Source organism: Ruegeria sp. Ofav3-42 (assembly GCF_022347725.1).
GTDB lineage: Bacteria > Pseudomonadota > Alphaproteobacteria > Rhodobacterales > Rhodobacteraceae > Ruegeria.
In genome coordinates, this window is sequence record NZ_JAKRGB010000010.1 from 170,150 (window position 1) to 190,584 (window position 20,435).

The following is a 20,435-nucleotide window of genomic DNA, read 5'->3' on the forward strand; positions in this document are numbered from 1 at the left end:
CCTAGCGCCGCCCCTCGCGCAACCAACCGGCCAACAGGAACCCACCCGCCAGCAGCAGCACCAGCCAAGGCGGCAGCAGCCCGGCTTGGGTCACATCGCGTGTTTCATATGCATTCCTCGGGGTCAGTCCGATCCATCCGCGCCCTGCTGCGGGACGCCCCGATCGCACGTTGCGGATAGACGGCAAGCCGTCCTCCAACCGCATTGCGCCGCCGCGCAACTCAGCCACCACAGGTTCAAGAACGTCAGGCGTGGCAATTGTGCGCTCGAACTCTTTGGGTGCTGCCGGACCAAGGCCGATTACAGTGGATTGATCGCCTTCCTGCAGGCGATAGAGGCCGATCTCGGGCCCGTAATACTGCGCCTCGAACCGCCCCGGAGAGACTTCGTTTAACGTTATCTCCTGCGTTTCACCGTTCGGGCGGATTACGGTTACCGGCCCGACCTCATCGCCAAGCGTTTGGCGGATGATACGCATCACCTGACCGTTTGCTTCGGCCCACAGGGCCTCTTCCTCAAGCTCGGGTTCTTTCATCATCCAGTGGGCTAGCCTGCGCAGCAGTTCCAGCTGCGGGCCGCCACCTTCGAAACCCCGGCTCCACAGCCAGGCATGATCCGAAGCCAAAAGCGCCACGCGGCCTTCGCCAACCCGGTTGAGCACAAGCAGAGGCCGATCATCGACGCCCGTCATCAACACTTCACCGGTGCGGTGGTTAACGTCGATCTGACGCAACCACGCGCCCCAATCCTCGGAATCGCCCAGATCGGTTGTGACCGGATGACGATGCCCCAGATCGGTGACCATCGGCACATAACGCTCCTCGATCACGCGCGCAGTGGGCTGTGCGGGCAGGATTGGTGCCAGCGGTGAGCGGAAAATGCTGTCGGCGCTCGCGAAATCCGGTCCGGCGGCAATCAGAACAGCACCGCCTTCGTTGATATAGTTGGTGACGTTGTCCAGATAGATCGCCGGCAGAATGCCGCGACGCTTGTAACGGTCAAAGATGATCAGGTCGAAATCGTTGATCTTTTCCAGAAACAACTCCCGCGTCGGGAAAGCGATCAGAGAAAGTTCGTCCACCGGCACACCGTCCTGTTTTTCCGGCGGACGCAGGATGGTGAAATGCACCAGATCGACCGAGCTGTCGGATTTCAGCAAGTTGCGCCATGTCCGGCCACCAGGATGCGGCTCACCCGAAACCAACAAAACGCGTAAACGGTCACGGACCCCGTTCATCTGGATCAGCGCAGTGTTGTTGCGGTCAGTCAGCTCGCCTTCGGCCTCTGGCACCGTGAACTGAATCACGTTGCGCCCGCCGTGGGGCAGAGTGATCGGCAGTTCGACGTCGATACCGATGGGAATATTGAATTGCTCGGCCTCGCCCCCGTCTACCGAGATCTCCAACGGCGCAGTTGTGGCACCTACGGGCGCGGCACCGCTGTCTTCGACACGAAGGGTCAGAGTGACGGGTTCGCCGATAATGGCAAAAGCCGGTGCGTTGCGAACGATCAGGCGCCGATCCCAATCCGTTTCCCGTCCTGTTTGCAGCAAGTGCATGGGCGCAGGCAGATCGGGGGCCTGATCGGCATCATGCACGATACCGTCCGACAAAACCAGAATACCAGCAATCCGGGCGCGCGGCTCTTCTGCCAACGCTTCGTTCAGCGCGGCCATCACCTGCGTTCCTTCATCCCCGTCGCCGTCGCCTACGCGAATGCGACGCAGTTCCGTGTTGTCGCGGGATTCGATTTCGGCCGCCAGTTCCTCGGCCGCTAGTGCGGTCTGATCCGCCCGGTCCGAGAGTGTCTGACTGGCGCTTTCATCCTCGATCATCAGCACGATATCTGTCAGCGGCGCGCGATCCTCGATCTGGTAGACGGGACCAGCCAGTGCAGCGATCACAACCAAGGCCGCAAGCCCGCGCAAAGCCCAACCCGACAGGCCACGCCAAAGGGCCAGAACGACACCGCCCACCGCAATAGCGGCTACGATGGCCAAAATGGGCCAAGGGATCAGCGGATCAAATATGACGGTTCCAGTCATTGTCCCAACCTGTCCAGCAGCGCAGGCACGTGCACCTGATCGGATTTGTAATTCCCGGTCAGCACATGCATCACCAGATTGACGCCAAAACGGTTAGCCAGTTCACGCTGACGCTCGCCAGCATAACCGCGACCGACCGGCAGCAACGCCTGCCCGTTGCGATCCACTGCCCAGGCCCCGGCCCAGTCATTACCGCCAATCACCACAGGCGTCACGTTGTCGTTGAGGTTGCGGAACGGCATGCCTTCGATTTGCTCAGCATCCATCGGAGCGGCTTCGACCCAGACCTCGGTGCCGGCATACCGCCCGGGGAAATCCTGTAGCAGATAGAAGGTTCGGGTCAGAACGTGGTCTCGGGGAATAGGCTCTAACGAAGGGATATTCAGCGGGGCTGCGATCTGTTGCAGCTTGCGCCCGTTTGGGCTCGCGGTGCCAAACCGGGCGACATCGGCATCGCGTGTGTCGAACAGGATCATGCCACCCGACCGCAGATAGGCGTTGAGCTTGGCGTAAGCTTCGACCGACGGCTGTGGCTGATCCGGCGAGATCGGCCAGTAGAGCAACGGGAAAAACGCCAGTTCGTCGCGTTCCAGATCAACGCCAAAGGGTTCGGCGGGTTCCACCGAGGTTCGGTAGAATAGCGTCTGCGCCAAACCACGCATCCCGGCGGCAGCAACATCGTCGACCTGCGCATCTCCGGTCAGAACATGGGCCAGAACCAGTTCCTTTGTCGCGTTCAATGCGAAATCCGTTTCCTCGGGTGTCTGTGCTTGTGCCTCAGGAACCAGCAGCGTCGCACCCAGCGCAACCGCTGCGGCCTTGGCCAGTCCAAGCCTTCCGGACAAAGCCAGCGAAGCGATCACGTCGATGGTCAACAACAGCAGCGCAAGACTGAGTAGAATGCCCCCGATGGGGGTTTCGGTACTGATCTCTTGCCCCTTGATCGGAACATCCGATGGCCAGATCGCGGGGGTGAGCACCGCCTCGTCATTCAACACGTTCAGCGCCAGCTTCTGCTTGCCGCTTTCGTACAGACCCGGCCGCAGATCAGGGCCGATCTTGCCGGACACCAGTTCCACCCCATCAACGCCCGCCAGATTGCCCGCATCAGACAGGGTGCCAAAGCCGTCCATAACTTGAATTGGCTCCCACGTGGTACCTTGCAACTGTGACTCCTGCCGGGATTTTGCCGCCGATGCCACCGCAAGCCGGTCCAACATCTCAACGAACAGGCCGGACAAGGGCAGGCTGGACCATTCGGCATCCGCAGTCACATGGAACAGCACCACCTGCCCCAAACCCAGCGCTTTACGTGTCACCAGAGGGGTGCCATCCGACAGCGAAGCAATAACCCGATCCGCCAGATTAGGGTCTGGTTGTGCCATAACCTGGGTGGTAACAGTCACATCCTCGGGCACCTGAAGCCCAGAGAAGGGCGAGCTTTCCGGGAACGGCGCCAAACCTTTGGCCTCGCCCCAGCTCATCGCACCTCCGACCGAGCGCCCGCCACTACGCAGGCGCACCGGCAACAGGGCATCCTCGGAATCTCGGCCCAGATCGCTGGCGGCCATACGGGGGCCGGCAAAGCGCAATAGAAGGCCGCCCTGTTCGACCCATTCAACCAACGCCGCTTGTTCTGAACCGGCCAGTTTCGCCACATCAGAAAGGACAATCACGTCTGGGTTGGCAGGCAAGACTTCCAGCAATCCGCCTTCGACGAAATCCGCTGTGGGGATCAGAACCTGCGTCAGATAATGCAGCGGCGACAGCAGCTCCAAACCTTCGCGGTTCAGCGTTCCGGCAATCAGGGCAACCTCGCGCCGGCGCAGGCTGTCATCGGTCAGCGTCACAGCCCCTGCCGAGCGCTGACCCTGAATTTCAAATCGTGTGATCCGCGCGCGCAGCTCTGACGGCAGGGCCAATTCAACCTCAGCCAGCGTCTCTCCGCTTGCAAACTCCATATCAACCGATTGCAGTATTCGCATGGCACCAGCAGGGTCGCGGCCCTGCGCCAGAATGGTGATGCGCTCGGTTGGTCCGGGTTCTGCCCGCTGGGCCGTCAATTGAATAACACCGTCCTGATAGGCGGCGGGCAGTATGGCAACCGCAGGCGTCGGGGCCTGGTACACCGTGACCTCGCCGCGCGCGCGCAGTGCGGACAGGATGGCATCATGCCCCTCATAGCTAAGGCGATCACTGAACCAATGGGTATCGAACCCGCCCTCCACCTGATCCAGCGCAGACAGAGTCTGATCGATCTGCGCGTCGGTTGGTTGCCACGGCATCGGGACCAGCCCGGGTAAACGCCCGCGCCATGCCTCCGCTGCCTGAAATACCGGGGCTTCGGGCTCGGTCAGACGCAGGATTGCAACCGTGCGACCCGCGCGGCCGGCCTCGGTCAATTGCGCGTCGATCTGATCCAGAGTTGACGACCACCGCGTAGCCCCGCCCCAACTGGCGTCAAGCACCAGCAACAGCGGACCCGTTCCCGTCTGATCGCGCGATGGGTTCAAAACCGGCCCAGCCAGTCCGATGATAATCGCCGCAGCCGCCAGCATCCGCAGCAGCAACAACCACCATGGGGTTCGGTCGGAAACGCTCTCATCATCTTTCAGTCCCAGCAACAATGTCACTGCCGGGAACAACCGGCGGATCGGTGCGGGTGGTACGGCACGCAGGATCAGCCATAGGATCGGCAGGGTCAGAAGACCCAGCAACACCCATGGTGCGGTAAAGCCGATGCCCGCCAGAACCGTCATCCCGTTCCCCCATCAAGTGCCCGATAGAGCCACAACAGAGCCGCTTGTGCGCTGTCACCGGTGTGATGAAGCCCCAGTTGCCAGCCCGTTGCACGACACAATTGCGTCAGCGCGTCCTTGCGTTTGGCCAGCCGCTCCAGGTACCGTTCACGCAAATCTCCGGCCTTGAGCGTTTCGTGTCGGACGGACCCGCCGACGCTCTCAAAAATCGTGCGGCCCCGGTAGGGGAATGCTTCTTCGCCGGGATCCAGAACTTGCAGGATCAGACCCCGTACGCCCCGGTCGGCGGCTTTGGTCAGGGCCAGTTCAACCTCGTCCATCGGACCAAGAAAATCGGAAACGAAAACAGCTCGCGCGTGTGGGATCATGGCTCGGTGTTCAGGTGGGGCGTAGTCAGCCTCGGCATCCTCGGACCATGCCTGCGCAAGCCGGATGATCTGGGCATTGCCACGCCGCGGCGGCAGAGTTGTACCGGTCAGGCCCACCCGTTCGCCACCACGAACCAACAGGATCGCGGTCGCCAGGCCCAGCAAGCGGGCGCGGTCGGCCTTGGTGGGCAGGTTCTTGTCCGACGCAAACCGCATCGACGCGCCCTGATCGACCCACAGCATAACCGATTGAGCAATCTGCCACTCGCGCTCGCGCACAAATTGCTGATCGCCCCGCGCCGACCGGCGGTGGTCGATCATACGGCGGCTATCCCCGATCTGAGCCGGGCGGTACTGCCAAAAGTCATCACCAAGACCAGAACGCCGACGTCCGTGATCACCCAGAAGGACAGTTCCCGCCAGATGTTCGGCCCGCGCCAGCAAGGGCGGTAGCCGGGACGCCTCGGCCTCGGATCTTTCGCGAAGGGTCAGCGCGGCATTCACGCCGCAGCCTCGGTGCGAACCAGACCGGCAGCGGTGGTTTCGATCAGGTCAGCCAGACTGTCGCCGCGCGCCCGCGCCGCAAAGTTCAGCGCCATCCGGTGGCTGAGAACCGGGCGCGCCATGTCCAGAACGTCCTCGGCATTCGGTGCCAGACGCCCCTGCAACATCGCCCGCGCCCGCACCGTCATCATCAGCGCCTGCGCTGCGCGGGGACCAGGACCCCAGGCAACTGTTTCGGCAACACGTTCGGAAACGCCTGCCTCTTCCGGCCGGAAAGCACGAACCAGATCCAGGATCAGTTCCACAACCGAGTCGCCGACCGGCATTCGACGCAGCAACACCTGTGCGGCCAGCAGTTCCTCTCTGGTGAATATCTGATGCGCCGCGTCTTCTTCGACGCCCGTCGTGGCCAGCAAAATATCACGCTCGGTCTGGCGATCGGGATATTCCACGTCGATCTGAACAAGGAAACGGTCAAGCTGCGCCTCGGGCAACGGATAGGTACCTTCCTGTTCGATCGGGTTTTGCGTCGCCAAAACGTGGAACGGCTCATCCAATGCTCGATCTTCACCCGCGACGGTCACGGTGCGCTCTTGCATCGCCTGCAACAGGGCTGACTGCGTACGCGGGCTGGCACGGTTAATTTCATCCGCCATCAGCAATTCGCAGAAGATCGGGCCGGGAATAAACCGGAAGTGGCGGCTGCCATCCTCGGCAGTGTCCAAAACTTCGGAGCCCAGAATATCGGCGGGCATCAGGTCGGGTGTGAACTGGATGCGGTTGCCTTGCAGCCCCATCACAGTCGACAAAGTCTCGACCAATCGCGTCTTGCCCAATCCCGGCAGACCGATCAGCAGGGCATGGCCACCACAAAGCAACGCGGTCAGAGTCAGGTCCACAACCCTTTCCTGTCCGATAAAGCGACGGGTGATCGAGGCCTTGGCCTCTTGCAGTTTGGTTTCCAGCGCTTCGATCTCGGACACGAGGTCGGCAGGTTCGGTCATGACTTTCCCTTCCGTGGACTAATATGATTGAAGTGTATCGCGCGAAAAGGAAATGGCAAAAGCAATGAGCGGACAAAAACCTGTGACACCCTCTCCGGACGGGCTGGCGGCCTCGGTCAAGGCGGCCAAAACCAGGGGTTTACCCCCTGTTCACCTATGGAATCCTCCGTTTTGCGGCGATCTGGACATCAAGATCGCAAAAGATGGCACTTGGACTTACTTAGGATCGCCCATCAACCGGTTCGAGCTTGTGAAGCTTTTTTCCTCAATTCTTAAGAAAGAAGACGGAAAATACTATCTGGTGACCCCGGTCGAGAAGGTGGGAATCACCGTCGAAGATGCGCCCTTTATCGCGGTAGATTTCGATGCGAACGGTGAAGGGCAAGCGCAAACCCTGACTTTCACGACCCATGTCGGCGATACAGCGATTGCAGGGCCTGACCACCTGATCCGGATTGTCATTGATCCCGAGACAGATGAGCCATCTCTCTATGTATTGGTTCGCGCAAACCTTGAGGCGCGGATAGATCGCAAAAGCTTTTACCGGCTTGTGGACATCGCCACGCACAAGGACGGCTGGTTCGGCGTCTGGTCCAGCGGGCAGTTTTTCCCGCTTATCCGATCGGATGATTTGCCGGATTAGGCGGACTGCGCGGATCGGCGCTCTTGCGCCAGTAGAACGGCCATTGCGACGATCCCGGCGCCCAGCGCCCGGGTCCAGTTCCACTCTTCACCCAGCACCAGCATGATCAACATCACGTAAAAGGGCGCGATGTTGATGTGGAAGGACGACAGCGCAACACCCAGCCTGCCGATCGACGCAATGAACAAAACCTGGCTTAGGCCCATTGCAACAAGCGCGTAGATGACCAGCATCCCCGCCTGTTGGAGGTCAAACGGGGTCGCAGGCATCACATCCATGCCAACTTGCGTTGCCCCCAGTATCATCAGTGTCGCCATGACAAGTCCCCCGACAAAGGTGATCGTTGTGCGCCCGGTCTGGCTTAACTCAGGGAAATCCCGGGCCGTCGCCATGCTGGCCCAGCAGAACAAAGCGGTTGATGCAACGGCGCAGGCCGCCCCCATCCCCAGCTGGGCTGGTGCCAGAGCGCTGGTGGCGATCAAACCGCCGACAATCGAGACAAGCACGCCCAGAGCAAAGTTCCACTTCAGCCGACGCGTTCCCGCTGCCAGTTCAAGCAGCGTGGCCATCAACGGCGCGCATGAGGCGATGATCGCCACCGTCACCGGGTCGGTCAGCTTTTGCGCCAAGATCATCAGGAACATGCCCGACCCAAGCCCAAATCCCCCGACCAGCATCGCGTGCCCCCAGCGCGCGGACACGACGCGGCGCGGACCATCGATCAACATCCAGAGCGGCAGCATGACAACAACGGCCAATGCCAGCCGCGCGGCCAGCAAGGCCACCGGAGGCCACGTCTGCAACAGCACCTCGGCTGCCGGAAAACCGGCTGCCCATGTCAGCATCGACGCCACTGCCAAGCCGTTGCCGGACAATGCAGAACTCTGTCCTGCAGGCGCAGAAAGAGTGTTCCCGCGCACGGGGTCTGGGCTCATCGCCATCGTGATCAAACCTTCTGTTGGCACGGCGCAGTTGAAATGATTCGCCGTGTTGTGATGAACCTCTCTGATTCAATCGGCGCGATCTGGTCGAATTTCGACAAACTGTCGTTTTCAGTCTCTTTCGCTGAAATTGCCTCGCGGATAAGGTCGGCCTATCAGCTATCCAAAGGCCACCAATGCCAAAATTCGCAGCGAATATATCTCTGCTCTTTGCCGAACTTCCCTACCTGGACAGGTTTCAGGCCGCAGCAGATGCCGGGTTCAAGGCGGTCGAGATTCTGTTCCCCTACGAACTGGCCGCAAAGGAAACTCAACGTGCTCTGCTGGCCAGCGGGCTCGATCTGGTTCTGATCAATGCGCCGCCGCCCAATTACACGGGCGGCGACCCCGGTTATGCGGCCATCCCCGGTGGAGAGGCACGGTTTCAATCAGATATCCACCGCGTTCTGCGATATGCCGAAGTCCTGCGCCCTGAACTGATCCACATCATGTCAGGCTATTCCGCTGGGCCGGATGCTTTTGACTGTATGGTGCGGAACCTGCAATGGGCGGCTGACCATGCACCGCAACAGCAGTTCACGATTGAACCGCTCAACCCTGTGTCTCAGCCGGACTATTTTCTCAACGATTATAATCTGGCGCTCGAAGTTCTGGACCGCGTGGACCGCCCGAATGTTGGCCTGCAATATGACAGCTTCCACGCCCATATGATCCACGGTGACGCGTTATCAGTTTGGGAGAAGTTCTACCCAAACGTCGTGCACGCCCAGATCGGAGCAGCGCCCGACCGGTCCGAACCGGGGCGCGGATCGACAGACTTCACACATCTTTTCAATGCGATGAAGGCCTCGGGCTATTCCGGTTGGGTCAGTGCCGAATACACTCCGTCCACCCCGCGGACAGTACAGTCACTGGGCTGGATGTGACGGCAATTCACCTATTCCGGCTGGCAATTAGCCCGAAAATATCTAAAACCGAAGCGTCGCGACTTTGAGGATGCCTGAAATGATCCCAGCCCGCTTTGCCCACGCCGTGTTTGGCCTGATCATGTCTGGCCTGATGTCCTGTATCGTAACCGGTATAGCCACGGTCAAAGCGATCGGGTTTGGCCCTGGCACGCTTGGTGACTGGATGGCCTCATGGGCCTTTTGCTGGCCCATCGCATTTGCGGTGATCCTGACGCTTGGTCCAACCGTAAAACGCATGGTCGAAGGGTGGGTCAGACCGCAGGGCTGACCCGGTGCGAAGATGGCCCGCCGGGCCTGATGAGCAGCGCCGCCCTTAATGCGCCTCGGCCCAATTGGCGCCTTGTCCTGCATCCACGCTCAGCTTCACGTCCAGCTTCACCGCCGGGTCAGAGGCACCCTCCATCACGTTGCGTGCGACGTCGATCACCTGATCCACGGAGTCTTCGGCCACTTCGAAAAGCAATTCGTCGTGTACTTGCAGCAGCATCTTTGCAGGCAGCCCGTTGATCGCATCCGGCATTCGCACCATCGCGCGCCGGATCACATCCGCCGCCGTTCCTTGAATCGGCGCGTTGATCGCCGCCCGACGCGAGAACCCCGCATGCGGCCCCTTGGCGTTGATCTCGGGCGTATGGATTTTGCGCCCGAACAACGTCTGCACATAGCCATGCTCTTTGGCGAAGGCGACTGTGTCGTCCATATAACTGCGAATACCTGGGAAGCGTTCGAAATACCGGTCGATGAACCCCTGCGCCTCGGCGCGCGGGATGCGCAGGTTGCGCGCAAGGCCAAAGCCCGAGATACCGTAGATCACACCAAAGTTGATCGCCTTGGCCTGACGGCGGATATCTGGCGTCATCTCGTCCAGCGGCACATCGAACATCTCGGAGGCGGTCATGGCGTGAATGTCCAACCCGTCCGCAAAAGCCTGTTTCAATGCAGGGATATCGGCAATATGCGCCAGAATCCGCAGCTCGATCTGGCTGTAGTCGAGGCTGACCAGCACGTTCCCCGGCTCGGCAATGAACGCCTCACGAATGCGCCGCCCTTCTTCGGTGCGCACCGGGATGTTCTGCAGGTTCGGATCGGTTGAGGCCAAACGGCCCGTATTCGCACCGGTGATCGAATAAGACGTATGCACGCGCCCCGTATCCGGATTGATGTGGGTCTGCAGCGCATCCGTGTAAGTCGATTTCAGCTTGGACAGTTGCCGCCAGTCCAGCACCCGGCGCGGCAACTCATGCTCGGTCGCCAGATCCTCGAGGATATCCGCCCCGGTTGAATATTTCCCGGTTTTTCCCTTCTTGCCGCCTTCCAAACCCATCTTGTCGAACAGGATCTCACCCAGCTGCGCGGGTGATCCGACGTTGAAATTTTCACCCGCCAACTCGTGGATTTCAGCCTCTAATCCGGCCATTTTCTGCGCAAAGGCGTTCGACATCCGGCTCAGCACGTCGCGGTCGACCTTGATGCCATACATTTCCATCTGGGCCAGAACCGGCACCAGCGGGCGCTCGAGCGTCTCGTAAACCGTCGTCACCTGTACCTGATGCAATTGCGGCTTGAACAGCTTCCATAGGCGCAGGGTGATATCCGCATCCTCCGCTGCATAGGCCGTTGCCTCATCAATCGGAACCTTGTCGAAGGTGATGGCGGATTTGCCTGTTCCCAGCAGCGGTTTGATCGGGATCGGCGTATGGCTCAGATACCGCTCGGACAGCGTGTCCATACCGTGGCCATGCTCACCGCCGTGCATCGCGTAAGACATAAGCATCGTGTCGTCGATCGGCGCGACGGATACCCCATACCGCTTAAAAATCTTGGCGTCATACTTCATGTTCTGCCCGATTTTCAGGATCGACGGGTCCTCGAACATCGGTTTCAGCAGTGTCAGAGCCTCATCCAGCGGCATCTGCCCTTCGGCCAGCGCATCCGAGCCGAACAGATCGTCGCTTGCGCCGTCGCGGTGGGTCAGTGGGATATAGCAGGCTTCACCCGGCTCAACCGACAGCGAAATGCCCACCAGATCGGCAATCATTTCGTTCAGTCCGGTGGTTTCGGTATCAACCGCGATCCAGCCGCGCTCATAGGCCTGATCGATCCATTTCTGCAGCGCCGCCGCATCCCGCACGCAGTCATATTTGGACGCGTCGAACGGGATTACTTCGGCCTCGACCACTTCAGCCGCAGGTGCGGGCGCGTCTGCAATCACCGGGGCTTCGGCTCCCAACTTGTCTGCGATCCGCTTGGTGAGCGTGCGAAACTCCATATCGGCCAGAAAGCCCAACAAAGTATCCGGCTCGGGATCTTTCACCTCAAGATCGTCCAGCGTGAAGTCCAGCGGTGTGTTTTCGTCCAACTGCACGAGTTTCTTCGACAGTTCGATCTGGTCACGCTTTTCGATCAGGGTCTGGCGGCGCTTGGGTTGTTTGATCTTTTCGGCATTGTCCAGCAGCGTTTCCAGATCGCCGTATTCGTTGATCAACAGGGCCGCCGTCTTGATTCCAATCCCCGGAGCCCCCGGCACGTTATCCACAGAATCGCCGGCCAAAGCCTGAACATCGACCACCCGCTCTGGCCCGACGCCAAATTTCTCAACCACCCCATCGCGATCGATGCGCTTGTTCTTCATCGCATCCAGCATTTCCACGCCGCCGCCAACCAACTGCATCAGGTCTTTGTCAGAACTCACGATGGTCACACGCCCGCCCGCGTCACGCGCCTGAACGGCCAGCGTGGCGATGATGTCGTCGGCCTCATAGCCCTCAAGCTCTTTACAGGCGATGTTGAACGCTTTGGTCGCCTCGCGGGTCAGCGGCATCTGCGGGCGCAGATCCTCGGGCATCGCCTCGCGGTTGGCTTTGTAAAGATCGTAAAGGTCGTTGCGGAAGGTGTGCGAACCCTTGTCAAAGATCACCGCCACATGAGTCGGCGCGTCCGGCCCCGCGTTCCCCTCGACATATTTCTGCAGCATGTTGCAGAACCCCGAAACGGCGCCAATCGGCAACCCGTCCGATTTCCGCGTCAGCGGTGGCAGCGCGTGATAAGCCCGAAAGATAAAGGCCGATCCGTCGATCAGATGCAGGTGGCACCCTTTTCCGAATTCGCTCTTGCTCATGCTGGTGCGCCTCATAAGATCGTGGTCATGTTCAGTCTGCACGTTTTATCGGTCATCGCGCCCGCAACCGCAATCACTCTCATGGCAACAACTGTATTGGCAGGCCCGAAACTGCCATCCGACTGCGTTGGCACACATAGCAGCACCTCCAACTGCGCGCCGATACTGGCATGTTTGGGGAGTAGCGGTATCTGTTTCACAGGTCGCGCCATTGGCTGGGGAAGCGGCACCCACGCCGGGCGCACCAGTGCTGATTTCGGGTGCAATGGCGAGTGGACGGCAAACGGAAGTCTCGGCTTTGGGGAAGCCACGCTTGAATGCGATAATGGGCTGACCGGGCGTGCCTTTTTCACCTACCAGCACCCGGAAACCGGCACGGCCAGCGGTTTGGGCAAACTTAGCAATGGCGAGACATTTCACGTTTGGTCCGGCGCCAATGTCGATCAGTTCCTGATCACCAAATACGGCGACGTCGATGCAGGCGCGCTCTGTCAGAGTTTTACCAAACCCGGTGCCTGACGGGCGATCAACCCTGTTCCCTGCCCTTCAGAACATATTTGCAGTCACAATAGGGGCATTCGACCCAACCGGCATCCTCGGGGATCTGCAACCAGACGCGCGGATGGCCCAATGCACCCTCGCCACCGTCACAGGCGACACGGGCGGTTTCGACGATCTGGGTTTCCGGCGCTTCGATAGTCACGGCTGGCGATCCTTCACTGGTTGTCGGCCTCGCGGGCATGCATTAGGTGCGTTTATGAGCGATGAGCAAACCGGGGGCAAGAGCCACATGGCAGATGCGGCAATCAGGATCGAAGGACTGCGCAAGACCTATCGTGGCGGCAAGGGGCAGCCCGAGAAACAGGCGCTGAAGGGCATCGATCTGACGATTCCGCGTGGGTCGGTCTTTGGTCTGCTGGGTCCGAACGGGGCCGGTAAGTCGACCCTGATCAACATCCTGGCGGGTCTGGTGGTGAAATCGGCTGGCAGTGTTTCGATCTGGGGCTTCGATCAGGACCGAAATCCCCGCCAATCTCGTGCTTCGATTGGCGTCATGCCACAGGAACTGAACCTTGACCCATTTTTCACTCCGCGCGGCGCGCTAGAAGTTCAGGCAGGGCTTTATGGCGTGCCCAAGGCGCAGCGCCGCAGCGACGAAATCCTCGAACTGGTAGGTCTCAGAGACAAGGCCGAGGCCTATGCCCGCACCCTGTCGGGCGGCATGCGACGGCGCTTGCTGTTGGCCAAGGCCCTCGTGCATCATCCCAAGATTCTGGTGCTGGACGAACCCACTGCGGGGGTCGACATTGAGCTGCGTCAGATGCTGTGGACCAACGTGCGCAAGCTGAACGAACGGGGCATGACCATCATCCTGACGACCCACTACCTGGAAGAAGCGCAGGAGATGTGTGACGAGATCGCCATCATCAACCACGGTGAGAAGGTGACGCAAGACAGCACCAGCAATCTGCTGTCTCGTATGGATAGCCGTACCATGGTCATTGTTCCCGACGGCCCCATTTCTGATCTGCCCGCCACCGACGGCGTCGAGGCCACCCTGCGCGACGATGGCAACCTTGTGCTGCAATACCGCAGCACCCTGACCAGTGCCGAACGGGTGCTTGAAGCCGTACGTTCCGCCAATATCCGCATTCGCGACGTCCGCACCGAGGAAGCGGATCTTGAGGATGTGTTCCTCGAACTGACCTCCAGCCGAGCCGAGGACCTCCTGGCGGGTGATCAGGATCAGCCGCACCGGGGAATGCATCGGGTCAAACTTTAGGCGCGATCAACCCGCGCCTGATAGCAGTTGTTCCGCGCAGACCGTACGTGGATATAGGCGACGTCCGCTCGGGCAAATATATCGCGGACCGCCGCACCGATCTGATCCGTAGGCGTTATTGCACCGGTGCCATACACGATCCGGTCATCCTCGCCATAGCCTTTGATCAGGTAGTCCGGTGAAGTGGTCAGAATCTCAGGCATCCCGTCGCCCTCATACCGGTGGCATGGCTTGGCACACAGAAAGATCGGGCCGGTTTCGGCATAGGGATGTGACTCTAAAAAAGGCCGATGTGCCAATATCAACATCTCAGCGCCTTCGGGGATGTTCTGCAGACAATGACGGCAGGGATTGCCTGCACCTTTCGAAACGGCGCGCTCTGGTGCCGCGCCATAAGCATCCGGGCCGCCCGCCTGCAGTGCGCGCACCTCTTCTGTGGGTAGGGCAGTGATCTTGAACATCTCAGGTCTCCTTTTTCGTGACCATGCCCATGTGCCCCGGCCCGCGCGACCCGTTTCCTGCGGAAAGGACTCGAAAAAGAACAAAACGTGAATATAATATGGAATCGCCATGTATGCCGAGCTATCGATCACGTCGAATTTCACCTTCCTCACCGGGGCCTCTCACCCTGAGGAGTATATGGAGCGTGCCGTCACCCTGGGCCTGCCCGCCATTGCGATTGCCGATGACAACTCGGTCGCCGGGATTGTCCGCGCCCATACGCAGGGGCGCGAGATCGCCCGCAAGGTCCGCGAACGGTTGGAGTGGGAGGCGCAGAACACGTCCATAGGCCCGCCCTACCCCGATCACATCCCCAAACCGCCCTCTTACCCGATCCAAACGGTGCCACGCCTGATCCCGGCGGCGCGGCTGATCTTCACCGACGCGCCTACCGTCACCGCCCTGCCTCTGAACCGGCAGGGCTGGGCCAACCTATGCCGCATCTTGTCAAAGGGCCGCCTGCGCGCCGAGAAAGGCGACTGCATCCTGCACCTGTCAGACCTCCTGGAATTCTCCGACGGCCTGCACCTGCTGCTCTGGCCACAAGCGAACCGGTCTCCTGGCGGCGCGAGCGCATGGCGAACACAGGCGCAACAGTTGACGCGCCGCTTTGCCGGACGGATGCACCTGTTGATGCACCCCCGGTATGATGGTGCAGATACTGCCTATTTCTCTTTATTAGAGACTGAATCAAAGGAACTTGGCATCTCCACCCTCGCCAGTGCCACACCGCTGATGCATCACGGCACCCGCCGCAAGCTGGCCGACGTCCTGACTGCAATTCGCCTGCGCCGTAAGGTCGACGATCTGGGCCGGGACGCACTGGCCAATGGGGAACAACGCCTGCGCTCGGAACCCGAGATGCTGCGCATCTTCAAAGGTCATGAGGGTGCCGTTGCCCGCGCCCATGCGCTCAGCGAACAACTCACCTTCTCGCTTGACGAGCTGCGTTATGAATATCCAAGCGAGGGCAGCGAACAAGAAACTCCGACCCAGCGCTTGCATCGGCTGGCGCAGGAAGGGTTGAAATGGCGTTATCCGGCGGGCGCGTCGGAGAAGGCGCAAAAGATGCTGGCGCATGAGCTCGCGCTCATCGGCAAGCTGAAATACGAACCCTACTTCCTGACCGTCCGCGACATCGTCCATTTCGCCCGGTCCCGCAATATCCTCTGCCAGGGGCGCGGCTCGGCAGCCAATTCGGTGGTCTGCTTCTGCCTCGGCATCACCGAGGTCAGCCCCGAGATGGGTACGATGGTCTTCGAACGCTTCGTCTCCGAGGCGCGCGACGAGCCGCCCGATATCGACGTCGATTTCGAACATGAACGGCGCGAAGAGGTGATCCAGCACATCTACGACCGCTATGGCCGCGAACGCGCAGGCCTCTGCGCCACGGTCGTACACTATCGCGGCAAACGCGCCATCCGCGAGGTTGGTCGCGCCATGGGCCTGACCGAAGACACCATCTCAGCGCTGTCTTCGCAGCTTTGGGGGTTCTTTTCGGCCGATGGTCTGGAAGCGCAGCGCATGCGCGAGATTGGCCTCGACCCCGAGGATCGCCGCCTGAAACAGACTCTAATGCTGGTCTATGAGATCGACGGTTTCCCTCGACATCTGTCTCAGCACGTGGGCGGATTCATTATTACCGAGGGGCGCTTGGACGAACTTGTTCCCATCGAAAACGCCACAATGGAAGACCGTACGGTCATCTGCTGGGACAAGGATGACATCGACTCGCTGGGCATCCTCAAGGTCGATGTGCTCAGCCTCGGGATGCTGACCTGTATCCGCAAAGCGTTCGATCTGATCGGTCAGCACCACCAGACCAGTTATACGCTGGCGACCCTGCCGCCCGAGGACCCCACGGTCTATGACATGCTGTGCAAGGCAGACTCAGTGGGCGTGTTTCAGGTGGAATCACGTGCACAGATGAACTTCCTGCCCCGGATGCGGCCGCGTAATTTCTATGATCTGGTGATCGAGGTCGCCATCATCCGCCCCGGACCCATTCAGGGTGACATGGTCCACCCCTATATCCGCCGCCGCAACGGAGAAGAAGAGGTCAGCTTTCCCTCGGACGAACTGGGCGAGGTGCTGGGCAAAACACTGGGCGTGCCGCTGTTTCAGGAACAGGCGATGCAGATCGCCATTGTCGGCGCGGGTTTCACCCCGGAACAGGCGGACCGGTTGCGGCGGTCGCTGGCGACGTTCAAGAAACACGGCAATGTCAGCGAATTCCGCGCCCTGTTCCTGCGCGGGATGAAGCGCAACGGATATGACGATGACTTCGCCGAGCGCTGTTTCTCGCAGATCGAAGGTTTTGGGTCCTATGGCTTCCCCGAAAGCCACGCGGCCAGCTTTGCGCTGCTTGTCTATGCCTCGGCCTGGATCAAATGCCACCATCCCGGCATTTTCGCCTGCGCGCTGCTGAACTCGCAGCCGATGGGCTTCTACGCCCCGGCGCAAATCGTGCGAGATGCGCGCGAACACGGCGTTCAGGTGCGCCCGATCTGCATCAATGCCAGCTTCTGGGACAATGTGATGGAGCCCGACGGCCATGGCGGGCTGGCCCTGCGGCTGGGTTTTCGCCAGATCAAGGGCCTCAGCGAGGAAGACGCCAGCTGGCTCACCGCAGCACGCGGCAACGGTTACCATCAGGTCGATGATGTCTGGCGCCGAGCTGGACTGGGGCCATCGGTGATTGAGCGGCTGGCCGAGGCCGATGCCTTCGCCGCCTGCGACCTGACCCGACGCGAGGCGTTGTGGCAGGCCAAGGCAATTGCGACTGCTAAGCCTCTGCCCCTGTTCTCGCAGGATCTGGAGGGCGAAGCGCTGAATGAACCCGAAGCCTATCTGCCCCGGATGACATTGGGTGAGCAGGTGGTCGAGGACTATGTCGCCACCCGCCTCAGCCTCAAGGCGCATCCGGTAGCCCTGCTGCGGCATCTGCTGACGCCCGAGCAGCGCGACAAAACCACGCCTGTTGCCTGACGCCTGAACCGGGTATCCGCCCAGAACAGAGTCGAAATCGGACCCGTAATGACCAGACCCACCCTACCTCCGCGCTTTCCTGCAATGCCAGACCAGATCAACGCCCAGGTCCGCGCGTTTTACGCCCGTGTGCGCGAGGACGCGATACTGGGGCCGGTCTTCAACAAACATGTCGACGACTGGCCCGCGCATGAGGAAAAGATCGCCGCCTTCTGGCGCAACGCCATCCTGTTCGAGCGCAGCTATGACGGCAATCCTCAGCGCGTGCATATCGAACGGCCCGATGTGAAACCCGAATTCTTCGCCCACTGGCTGGACCTGTTCGAAGAGGTCGCGACCCAGACACTGCCCCCGGAAACCGCGACCCCATGGGTCGCTCTGGCCCGGCGTATCGGTGTGGGGATGAAGGCCGGCGTCCAATCAGCGCGCCAACCCAAGGATGCACCGCCGATCCTGCGATGATCCCGCATCATAGCGGCCATGCGATGTTAGCGGTAAATTAGGGGCTATGCGCGCCGTCAAAATGGGTTTACTCAAAGGCAAGCCAGCCGCAGCGCCCGCGATGTGGTGGCATGTCACAACACCGACACATCACCCGAGGCCGCAGCGATGAGCACTCAGAACTCCACCCTTCGGGGACTTGGCTACGCGTTTGTGGGCTTTGCCGTCTTTGCCAGCCATGACGCCCTGATCAAGGCGCTGGGTGCCAGCTATTCGGTGATGCAGATCATCTTTTTCGCGACACTGTTTTCCTTTGTGCCGATGGCGGTTTCCATGCTGGCCGACCGGACACCCAGCAACTTCCGCCCGCATCACCCCTGGCTGGTGATGTTACGCTCAGCCCTTGTGGTGACGGCGATGACCTGCGCGTTTTACGCCTTTTCGGTCCTGCCACTGGCCGAGGTCTATTCGCTGCTATTCTCTTTCCCCCTGATCGTCACTGTCCTGTCGATTCCGATATTGGGCGAGGTCGTGCGTGCTCAGCGATGGGCGGCCGTCGGCGTCGGCCTGATCGGCGTTTTGATCGTGCTGCGCCCGGGCACGACTGAGATCACTCTGGGCCATCTGGCTGCGCTGACGGCTGCATTCTGCAGCGCGTTCGGGTCGGTTCTGGTGCGCAAAATCGGGAATGAAGAGCGCTCCGCTGTCCTGATCCTCTACCCGATGCTTCTGGCGATCGTCGTCATGAGCGCCGCGCAACCCGCCGTGTACCAACCCCCGTCCCTGCTGCATCTGGCGATGATGGCGTTGGTGGGGTTGTTCTCCGTCATCGCACAACACCTGATCATCCTGGCCTATCGCGCAGCGCCCGCCGGTGTTGTCGCCCCCAGCCAGTACAGCCAGATCATCTGGGCCACGATCTTTGGTATGGTTTTCTTTGGCGAACGCCCGGATGTTTGGGTCGCGGTGGGTGCAAGCATCATCATTGCGTCAGGCGTATTTGTCGTCTGGCGGGAAAGCCGTGCAGATGTTTCCCCCAACAAACCGGTTCTGCGCGTGCGCTCGCCACGGGTCGACACGGGGGCATCGGCTAGACCCAACAGAAATACAGACGCGAAAAACTGAAACGGCGCGCTCAGGAAAGCGCGCCGATAGAGCTGTTTTTAACTATTTAGGGCCTGTTTCCGGTCAGTAAACGACCACAGACCGGATACTCTCGCCTTTGTGCATCAGGTCAAAACCATGGTTGATATCATCTAAACCCATGGTGTGAGTGATCATCGGATCGATCTCGATCTTCCCTTCCATGTACCAGTCGACAATCTTCGGCACGTCGGTCCGACCACGCGCGCCGCCGAACGCGGTACCGCGCCAGGAACGGCCGGTGACCAGCTGGAACGGACGGGTCGAGATTTCGGCCCCTGCAGGTGCCACGCCGATGATGATCGACTCACCCCAGCCCTTGTGCGCCGACTCCAGCGCGTCACGCATCACGCCGACATTGCCGGTGGCGTCAAAGGTGTAATCCGCACCGCCCTTGGTCAGGTTGACCAGATAGGGAACCAGATCGCCTTCGACCTCTTTGGGGTTCACGAAATCGGTCATGCCGAACTTGGTGGCCATCTCGACCTTCGAGGGGTTCAGGTCGACGCCGACGATCTGATCGGCTCCGGCCAGACGCAGGCCCTGAATCACGTTCAGGCCGATGCCGCCCAGACCAAACACAATGGCGCGGCTGCCGATCTCGACCTTGGCTGTGTTGATGACGGCTCCGATGCCGGTGGTCACGCCGCAGCCGATATAGCAGATCTTGTCAAAGGGCGCGTCCTCACGCACTTTGGCCAACGCGATCTCAGGCAGAACTGTATGGTTCGAGAAGGTCGAGCAGCCCATGTAGTGCAGGATCGGATCGCCATCCAGTGTCGAGAAACGCGAGGTGCCATCGGGCATCAGGCCCTTGCCCTGCGTTTCGCGGATCGCCTGACACAGGTTGGTCTTGGGGTGCAGACAGTATTCACACTCACGGCATTCCGGGGTGTAGAGCGGGATCACGTGATCGCCGGGCTTCAGGCTTGTTACGCCCGGGCCGACCTCGACCACCACGCCTGCGCCTTCATGGCCCAGAATGGCCGGGAACAGCCCCTCCGGGTCAGCACCCGACAGGGTGAATTCATCGGTGTGGCAAATGCCGGTGGCTTTGATTTCGACCAGAACCTCGCCCGCCTTGGGGCCTTCGAGGTTCACATCCATCACTTCCAAAGGTTTGCCCGCCTGAACGGCGACGGCGGCACGGGTACGCATGGTCGTTGTCTCCCTGTCTTATTTGCCCCGACCCTGCGTCAATTGCAGGGCATTTTCAACTGCGCTTTGGTG

Annotated in this window: 17 protein-coding genes; 8 read left to right on the plus strand and 9 right to left on the minus strand. The window is 60.5% G+C overall.

The annotated features are described in order from the left end of the window. Position 1 precedes the first annotated feature (1 nt). Genes MHN28_RS15825 through MHN28_RS15840 form a run of 4 tightly spaced genes read right to left on the minus strand, consistent with a single transcriptional unit; the run spans position 2 to position 6,679 of the window. Positions 2-2,044 (minus strand): hypothetical protein, encoded by a 2,043-nt coding sequence (locus MHN28_RS15825; RefSeq protein ID WP_239343445.1) that lies wholly within the window; start codon positions 2,042-2,044, stop codon positions 2-4. Then, complete coding sequence (locus MHN28_RS15830; protein ID WP_239343447.1) at positions 2,041-4,803, minus strand: DUF4159 domain-containing protein; 2,763 nt, start codon at positions 4,801-4,803, stop codon at positions 2,041-2,043. Before MHN28_RS15830 ends, MHN28_RS15825 begins: the two co-directional genes overlap by 4 nt. Further along, positions 4,800-5,675 carry a DUF58 domain-containing protein gene (locus tag MHN28_RS15835; protein WP_239343449.1) on the minus strand — a complete coding sequence of 292 codons (876 nt, stop codon included), beginning with the start codon at positions 5,673-5,675 and terminating at the stop codon, positions 4,800-4,802. Before MHN28_RS15835 ends, MHN28_RS15830 begins: the two co-directional genes overlap by 4 nt. Continuing rightward, positions 5,672-6,679 (minus strand): MoxR family ATPase, encoded by a 1,008-nt coding sequence (locus MHN28_RS15840; RefSeq protein ID WP_239343451.1) that lies wholly within the window; start codon positions 6,677-6,679, stop codon positions 5,672-5,674. The genes MHN28_RS15835 and MHN28_RS15840 overlap by 4 nt, the downstream gene beginning before the upstream one ends. Positions 6,680-6,743: 64 nt before the next feature. Here MHN28_RS15840 and MHN28_RS15845 point away from each other — a divergent pair, with 64 nt between their 5' ends. Next, complete coding sequence (locus MHN28_RS15845; protein ID WP_239343453.1) at positions 6,744-7,322, plus strand: DUF1285 domain-containing protein; 579 nt, start codon at positions 6,744-6,746, stop codon at positions 7,320-7,322. Here the strand turns inward: MHN28_RS15845 and MHN28_RS15850 are convergent. Next, on the minus strand, positions 7,319-8,263 hold the full coding sequence (locus MHN28_RS15850; protein ID WP_239343455.1) for a DMT family transporter: 945 nt from the start codon (positions 8,261-8,263) through the stop codon (positions 7,319-7,321). The two genes, MHN28_RS15845 and MHN28_RS15850, sit on opposite strands and share 4 nt — an antisense overlap. Before the next feature lie 176 nt (positions 8,264-8,439). Here MHN28_RS15850 and MHN28_RS15855 point away from each other — a divergent pair, with 176 nt between their 5' ends. Together MHN28_RS15855 and MHN28_RS15860 are read left to right on the plus strand one after the other, a co-directional pair. Then, positions 8,440-9,189, plus strand: coding sequence for a hydroxypyruvate isomerase family protein (locus MHN28_RS15855; RefSeq protein WP_239343457.1), 750 nt, complete (start codon positions 8,440-8,442; stop codon positions 9,187-9,189). A gap of 79 nt (positions 9,190-9,268) precedes the next feature. Next, entirely contained in the window at positions 9,269-9,499 is a 231-nt protein-coding gene (locus MHN28_RS15860) for a DUF2798 domain-containing protein (RefSeq protein WP_239343459.1), read from the plus strand. A gap of 45 nt (positions 9,500-9,544) precedes the next feature. Here the strand turns inward: MHN28_RS15860 and polA are convergent, their stop codons facing one another. Continuing rightward, positions 9,545-12,349 (minus strand): DNA polymerase I, encoded by a 2,805-nt coding sequence (gene polA / locus MHN28_RS15865; protein ID WP_239343461.1) that lies wholly within the window; start codon positions 12,347-12,349, stop codon positions 9,545-9,547. Positions 12,350-12,376: 27 nt separating this feature from the next. Here polA and MHN28_RS15870 point away from each other — a divergent pair, with 27 nt between their 5' ends. Then, positions 12,377-12,868: a hypothetical protein gene (locus tag MHN28_RS15870; protein WP_239343463.1), complete on the plus strand. Its 492-nt coding sequence runs from the start codon at positions 12,377-12,379 to the stop codon at positions 12,866-12,868. A gap of 7 nt (positions 12,869-12,875) precedes the next feature. Here MHN28_RS15870 and MHN28_RS15875 read toward each other — a convergent pair whose 3' ends face one another. Beyond that, positions 12,876-13,052, minus strand: a complete 177-nt coding sequence (locus MHN28_RS15875) for a zinc-finger domain-containing protein (RefSeq protein WP_239343465.1) — start codon at positions 13,050-13,052, stop codon at positions 12,876-12,878. Between the two features lie 87 nt (positions 13,053-13,139). Between MHN28_RS15875 and MHN28_RS15880 the strand changes: the two genes are divergently transcribed. Beyond that, the gene (locus MHN28_RS15880) at positions 13,140-14,132 is read left to right on the plus strand and encodes an ABC transporter ATP-binding protein (protein WP_239343512.1); all 993 of its coding nucleotides are present in this window, start codon (positions 13,140-13,142) and stop codon (positions 14,130-14,132) included. Here the strand turns inward: MHN28_RS15880 and MHN28_RS15885 are convergent. Further along, positions 14,129-14,593 carry a DUF1203 domain-containing protein gene (locus MHN28_RS15885; RefSeq protein ID WP_239343467.1) on the minus strand — a complete coding sequence of 155 codons (465 nt, stop codon included), beginning with the start codon at positions 14,591-14,593 and terminating at the stop codon, positions 14,129-14,131. The genes MHN28_RS15880 and MHN28_RS15885 overlap by 4 nt on opposite strands. A gap of 109 nt (positions 14,594-14,702) precedes the next feature. Here MHN28_RS15885 and MHN28_RS15890 point away from each other — a divergent pair, with 109 nt between their 5' ends. From MHN28_RS15890 to MHN28_RS15900, 3 genes are all read left to right on the plus strand, one after another. Continuing rightward, complete coding sequence (locus MHN28_RS15890; RefSeq protein ID WP_239343469.1) at positions 14,703-17,621, plus strand: error-prone DNA polymerase; 2,919 nt, start codon at positions 14,703-14,705, stop codon at positions 17,619-17,621. A gap of 48 nt (positions 17,622-17,669) precedes the next feature. Next, on the plus strand, positions 17,670-18,083 hold the full coding sequence (locus MHN28_RS15895; protein ID WP_239343471.1) for a group III truncated hemoglobin: 414 nt from the start codon (positions 17,670-17,672) through the stop codon (positions 18,081-18,083). A 147-nt stretch (positions 18,084-18,230) separates the two neighbouring features. Beyond that, on the plus strand, positions 18,231-19,187 hold the full coding sequence (locus MHN28_RS15900; RefSeq protein ID WP_239343473.1) for a DMT family transporter: 957 nt from the start codon (positions 18,231-18,233) through the stop codon (positions 19,185-19,187). 63 nt (positions 19,188-19,250) lie between these two features. Here the strand turns inward: MHN28_RS15900 and MHN28_RS15905 are convergent, their stop codons facing one another. Next, positions 19,251-20,363: an S-(hydroxymethyl)glutathione dehydrogenase/class III alcohol dehydrogenase gene (locus MHN28_RS15905; RefSeq protein ID WP_170488149.1), complete on the minus strand. Its 1,113-nt coding sequence runs from the start codon at positions 20,361-20,363 to the stop codon at positions 19,251-19,253. Between the last annotated feature and the right edge of the window lie 72 nt (positions 20,364-20,435).

Coding starts and splice junctions, on each gene's coding strand:
- polA (WP_239343461.1), bottom strand. CDS start 12,349: ATGAGCAAGAGCGAATTCGGAAAAGGGTGCCACCTGCATCTGATCGAC.
- MHN28_RS15840 (WP_239343451.1), bottom strand. CDS start 6,679: ATGACCGAACCTGCCGACCTCGTGTCCGAGATCGAAGCGCTGGAAACC.
- MHN28_RS15860 (WP_239343459.1), top strand. CDS start 9,269: ATGATCCCAGCCCGCTTTGCCCACGCCGTGTTTGGCCTGATCATGTCT.
- MHN28_RS15830 (WP_239343447.1), bottom strand. CDS start 4,803: ATGACGGTTCTGGCGGGCATCGGCTTTACCGCACCATGGGTGTTGCTG.
- MHN28_RS15870 (WP_239343463.1), top strand. CDS start 12,377: ATGTTCAGTCTGCACGTTTTATCGGTCATCGCGCCCGCAACCGCAATC.
- MHN28_RS15880 (WP_239343512.1), top strand. CDS start 13,140: ATGGCAGATGCGGCAATCAGGATCGAAGGACTGCGCAAGACCTATCGT.
- MHN28_RS15895 (WP_239343471.1), top strand. CDS start 17,670: ATGACCAGACCCACCCTACCTCCGCGCTTTCCTGCAATGCCAGACCAG.
- MHN28_RS15890 (WP_239343469.1), top strand. CDS start 14,703: ATGTATGCCGAGCTATCGATCACGTCGAATTTCACCTTCCTCACCGGG.
- MHN28_RS15825 (WP_239343445.1), bottom strand. CDS start 2,044: ATGACTGGAACCGTCATATTTGATCCGCTGATCCCTTGGCCCATTTTG.
- MHN28_RS15855 (WP_239343457.1), top strand. CDS start 8,440: ATGCCAAAATTCGCAGCGAATATATCTCTGCTCTTTGCCGAACTTCCC.
- MHN28_RS15850 (WP_239343455.1), bottom strand. CDS start 8,263: ATGGCGATGAGCCCAGACCCCGTGCGCGGGAACACTCTTTCTGCGCCT.
- MHN28_RS15905 (WP_170488149.1), bottom strand. CDS start 20,363: ATGCGTACCCGTGCCGCCGTCGCCGTTCAGGCGGGCAAACCTTTGGAA.
- MHN28_RS15885 (WP_239343467.1), bottom strand. CDS start 14,593: ATGTTCAAGATCACTGCCCTACCCACAGAAGAGGTGCGCGCACTGCAG.
- MHN28_RS15845 (WP_239343453.1), top strand. CDS start 6,744: ATGAGCGGACAAAAACCTGTGACACCCTCTCCGGACGGGCTGGCGGCC.
- MHN28_RS15900 (WP_239343473.1), top strand. CDS start 18,231: ATGAGCACTCAGAACTCCACCCTTCGGGGACTTGGCTACGCGTTTGTG.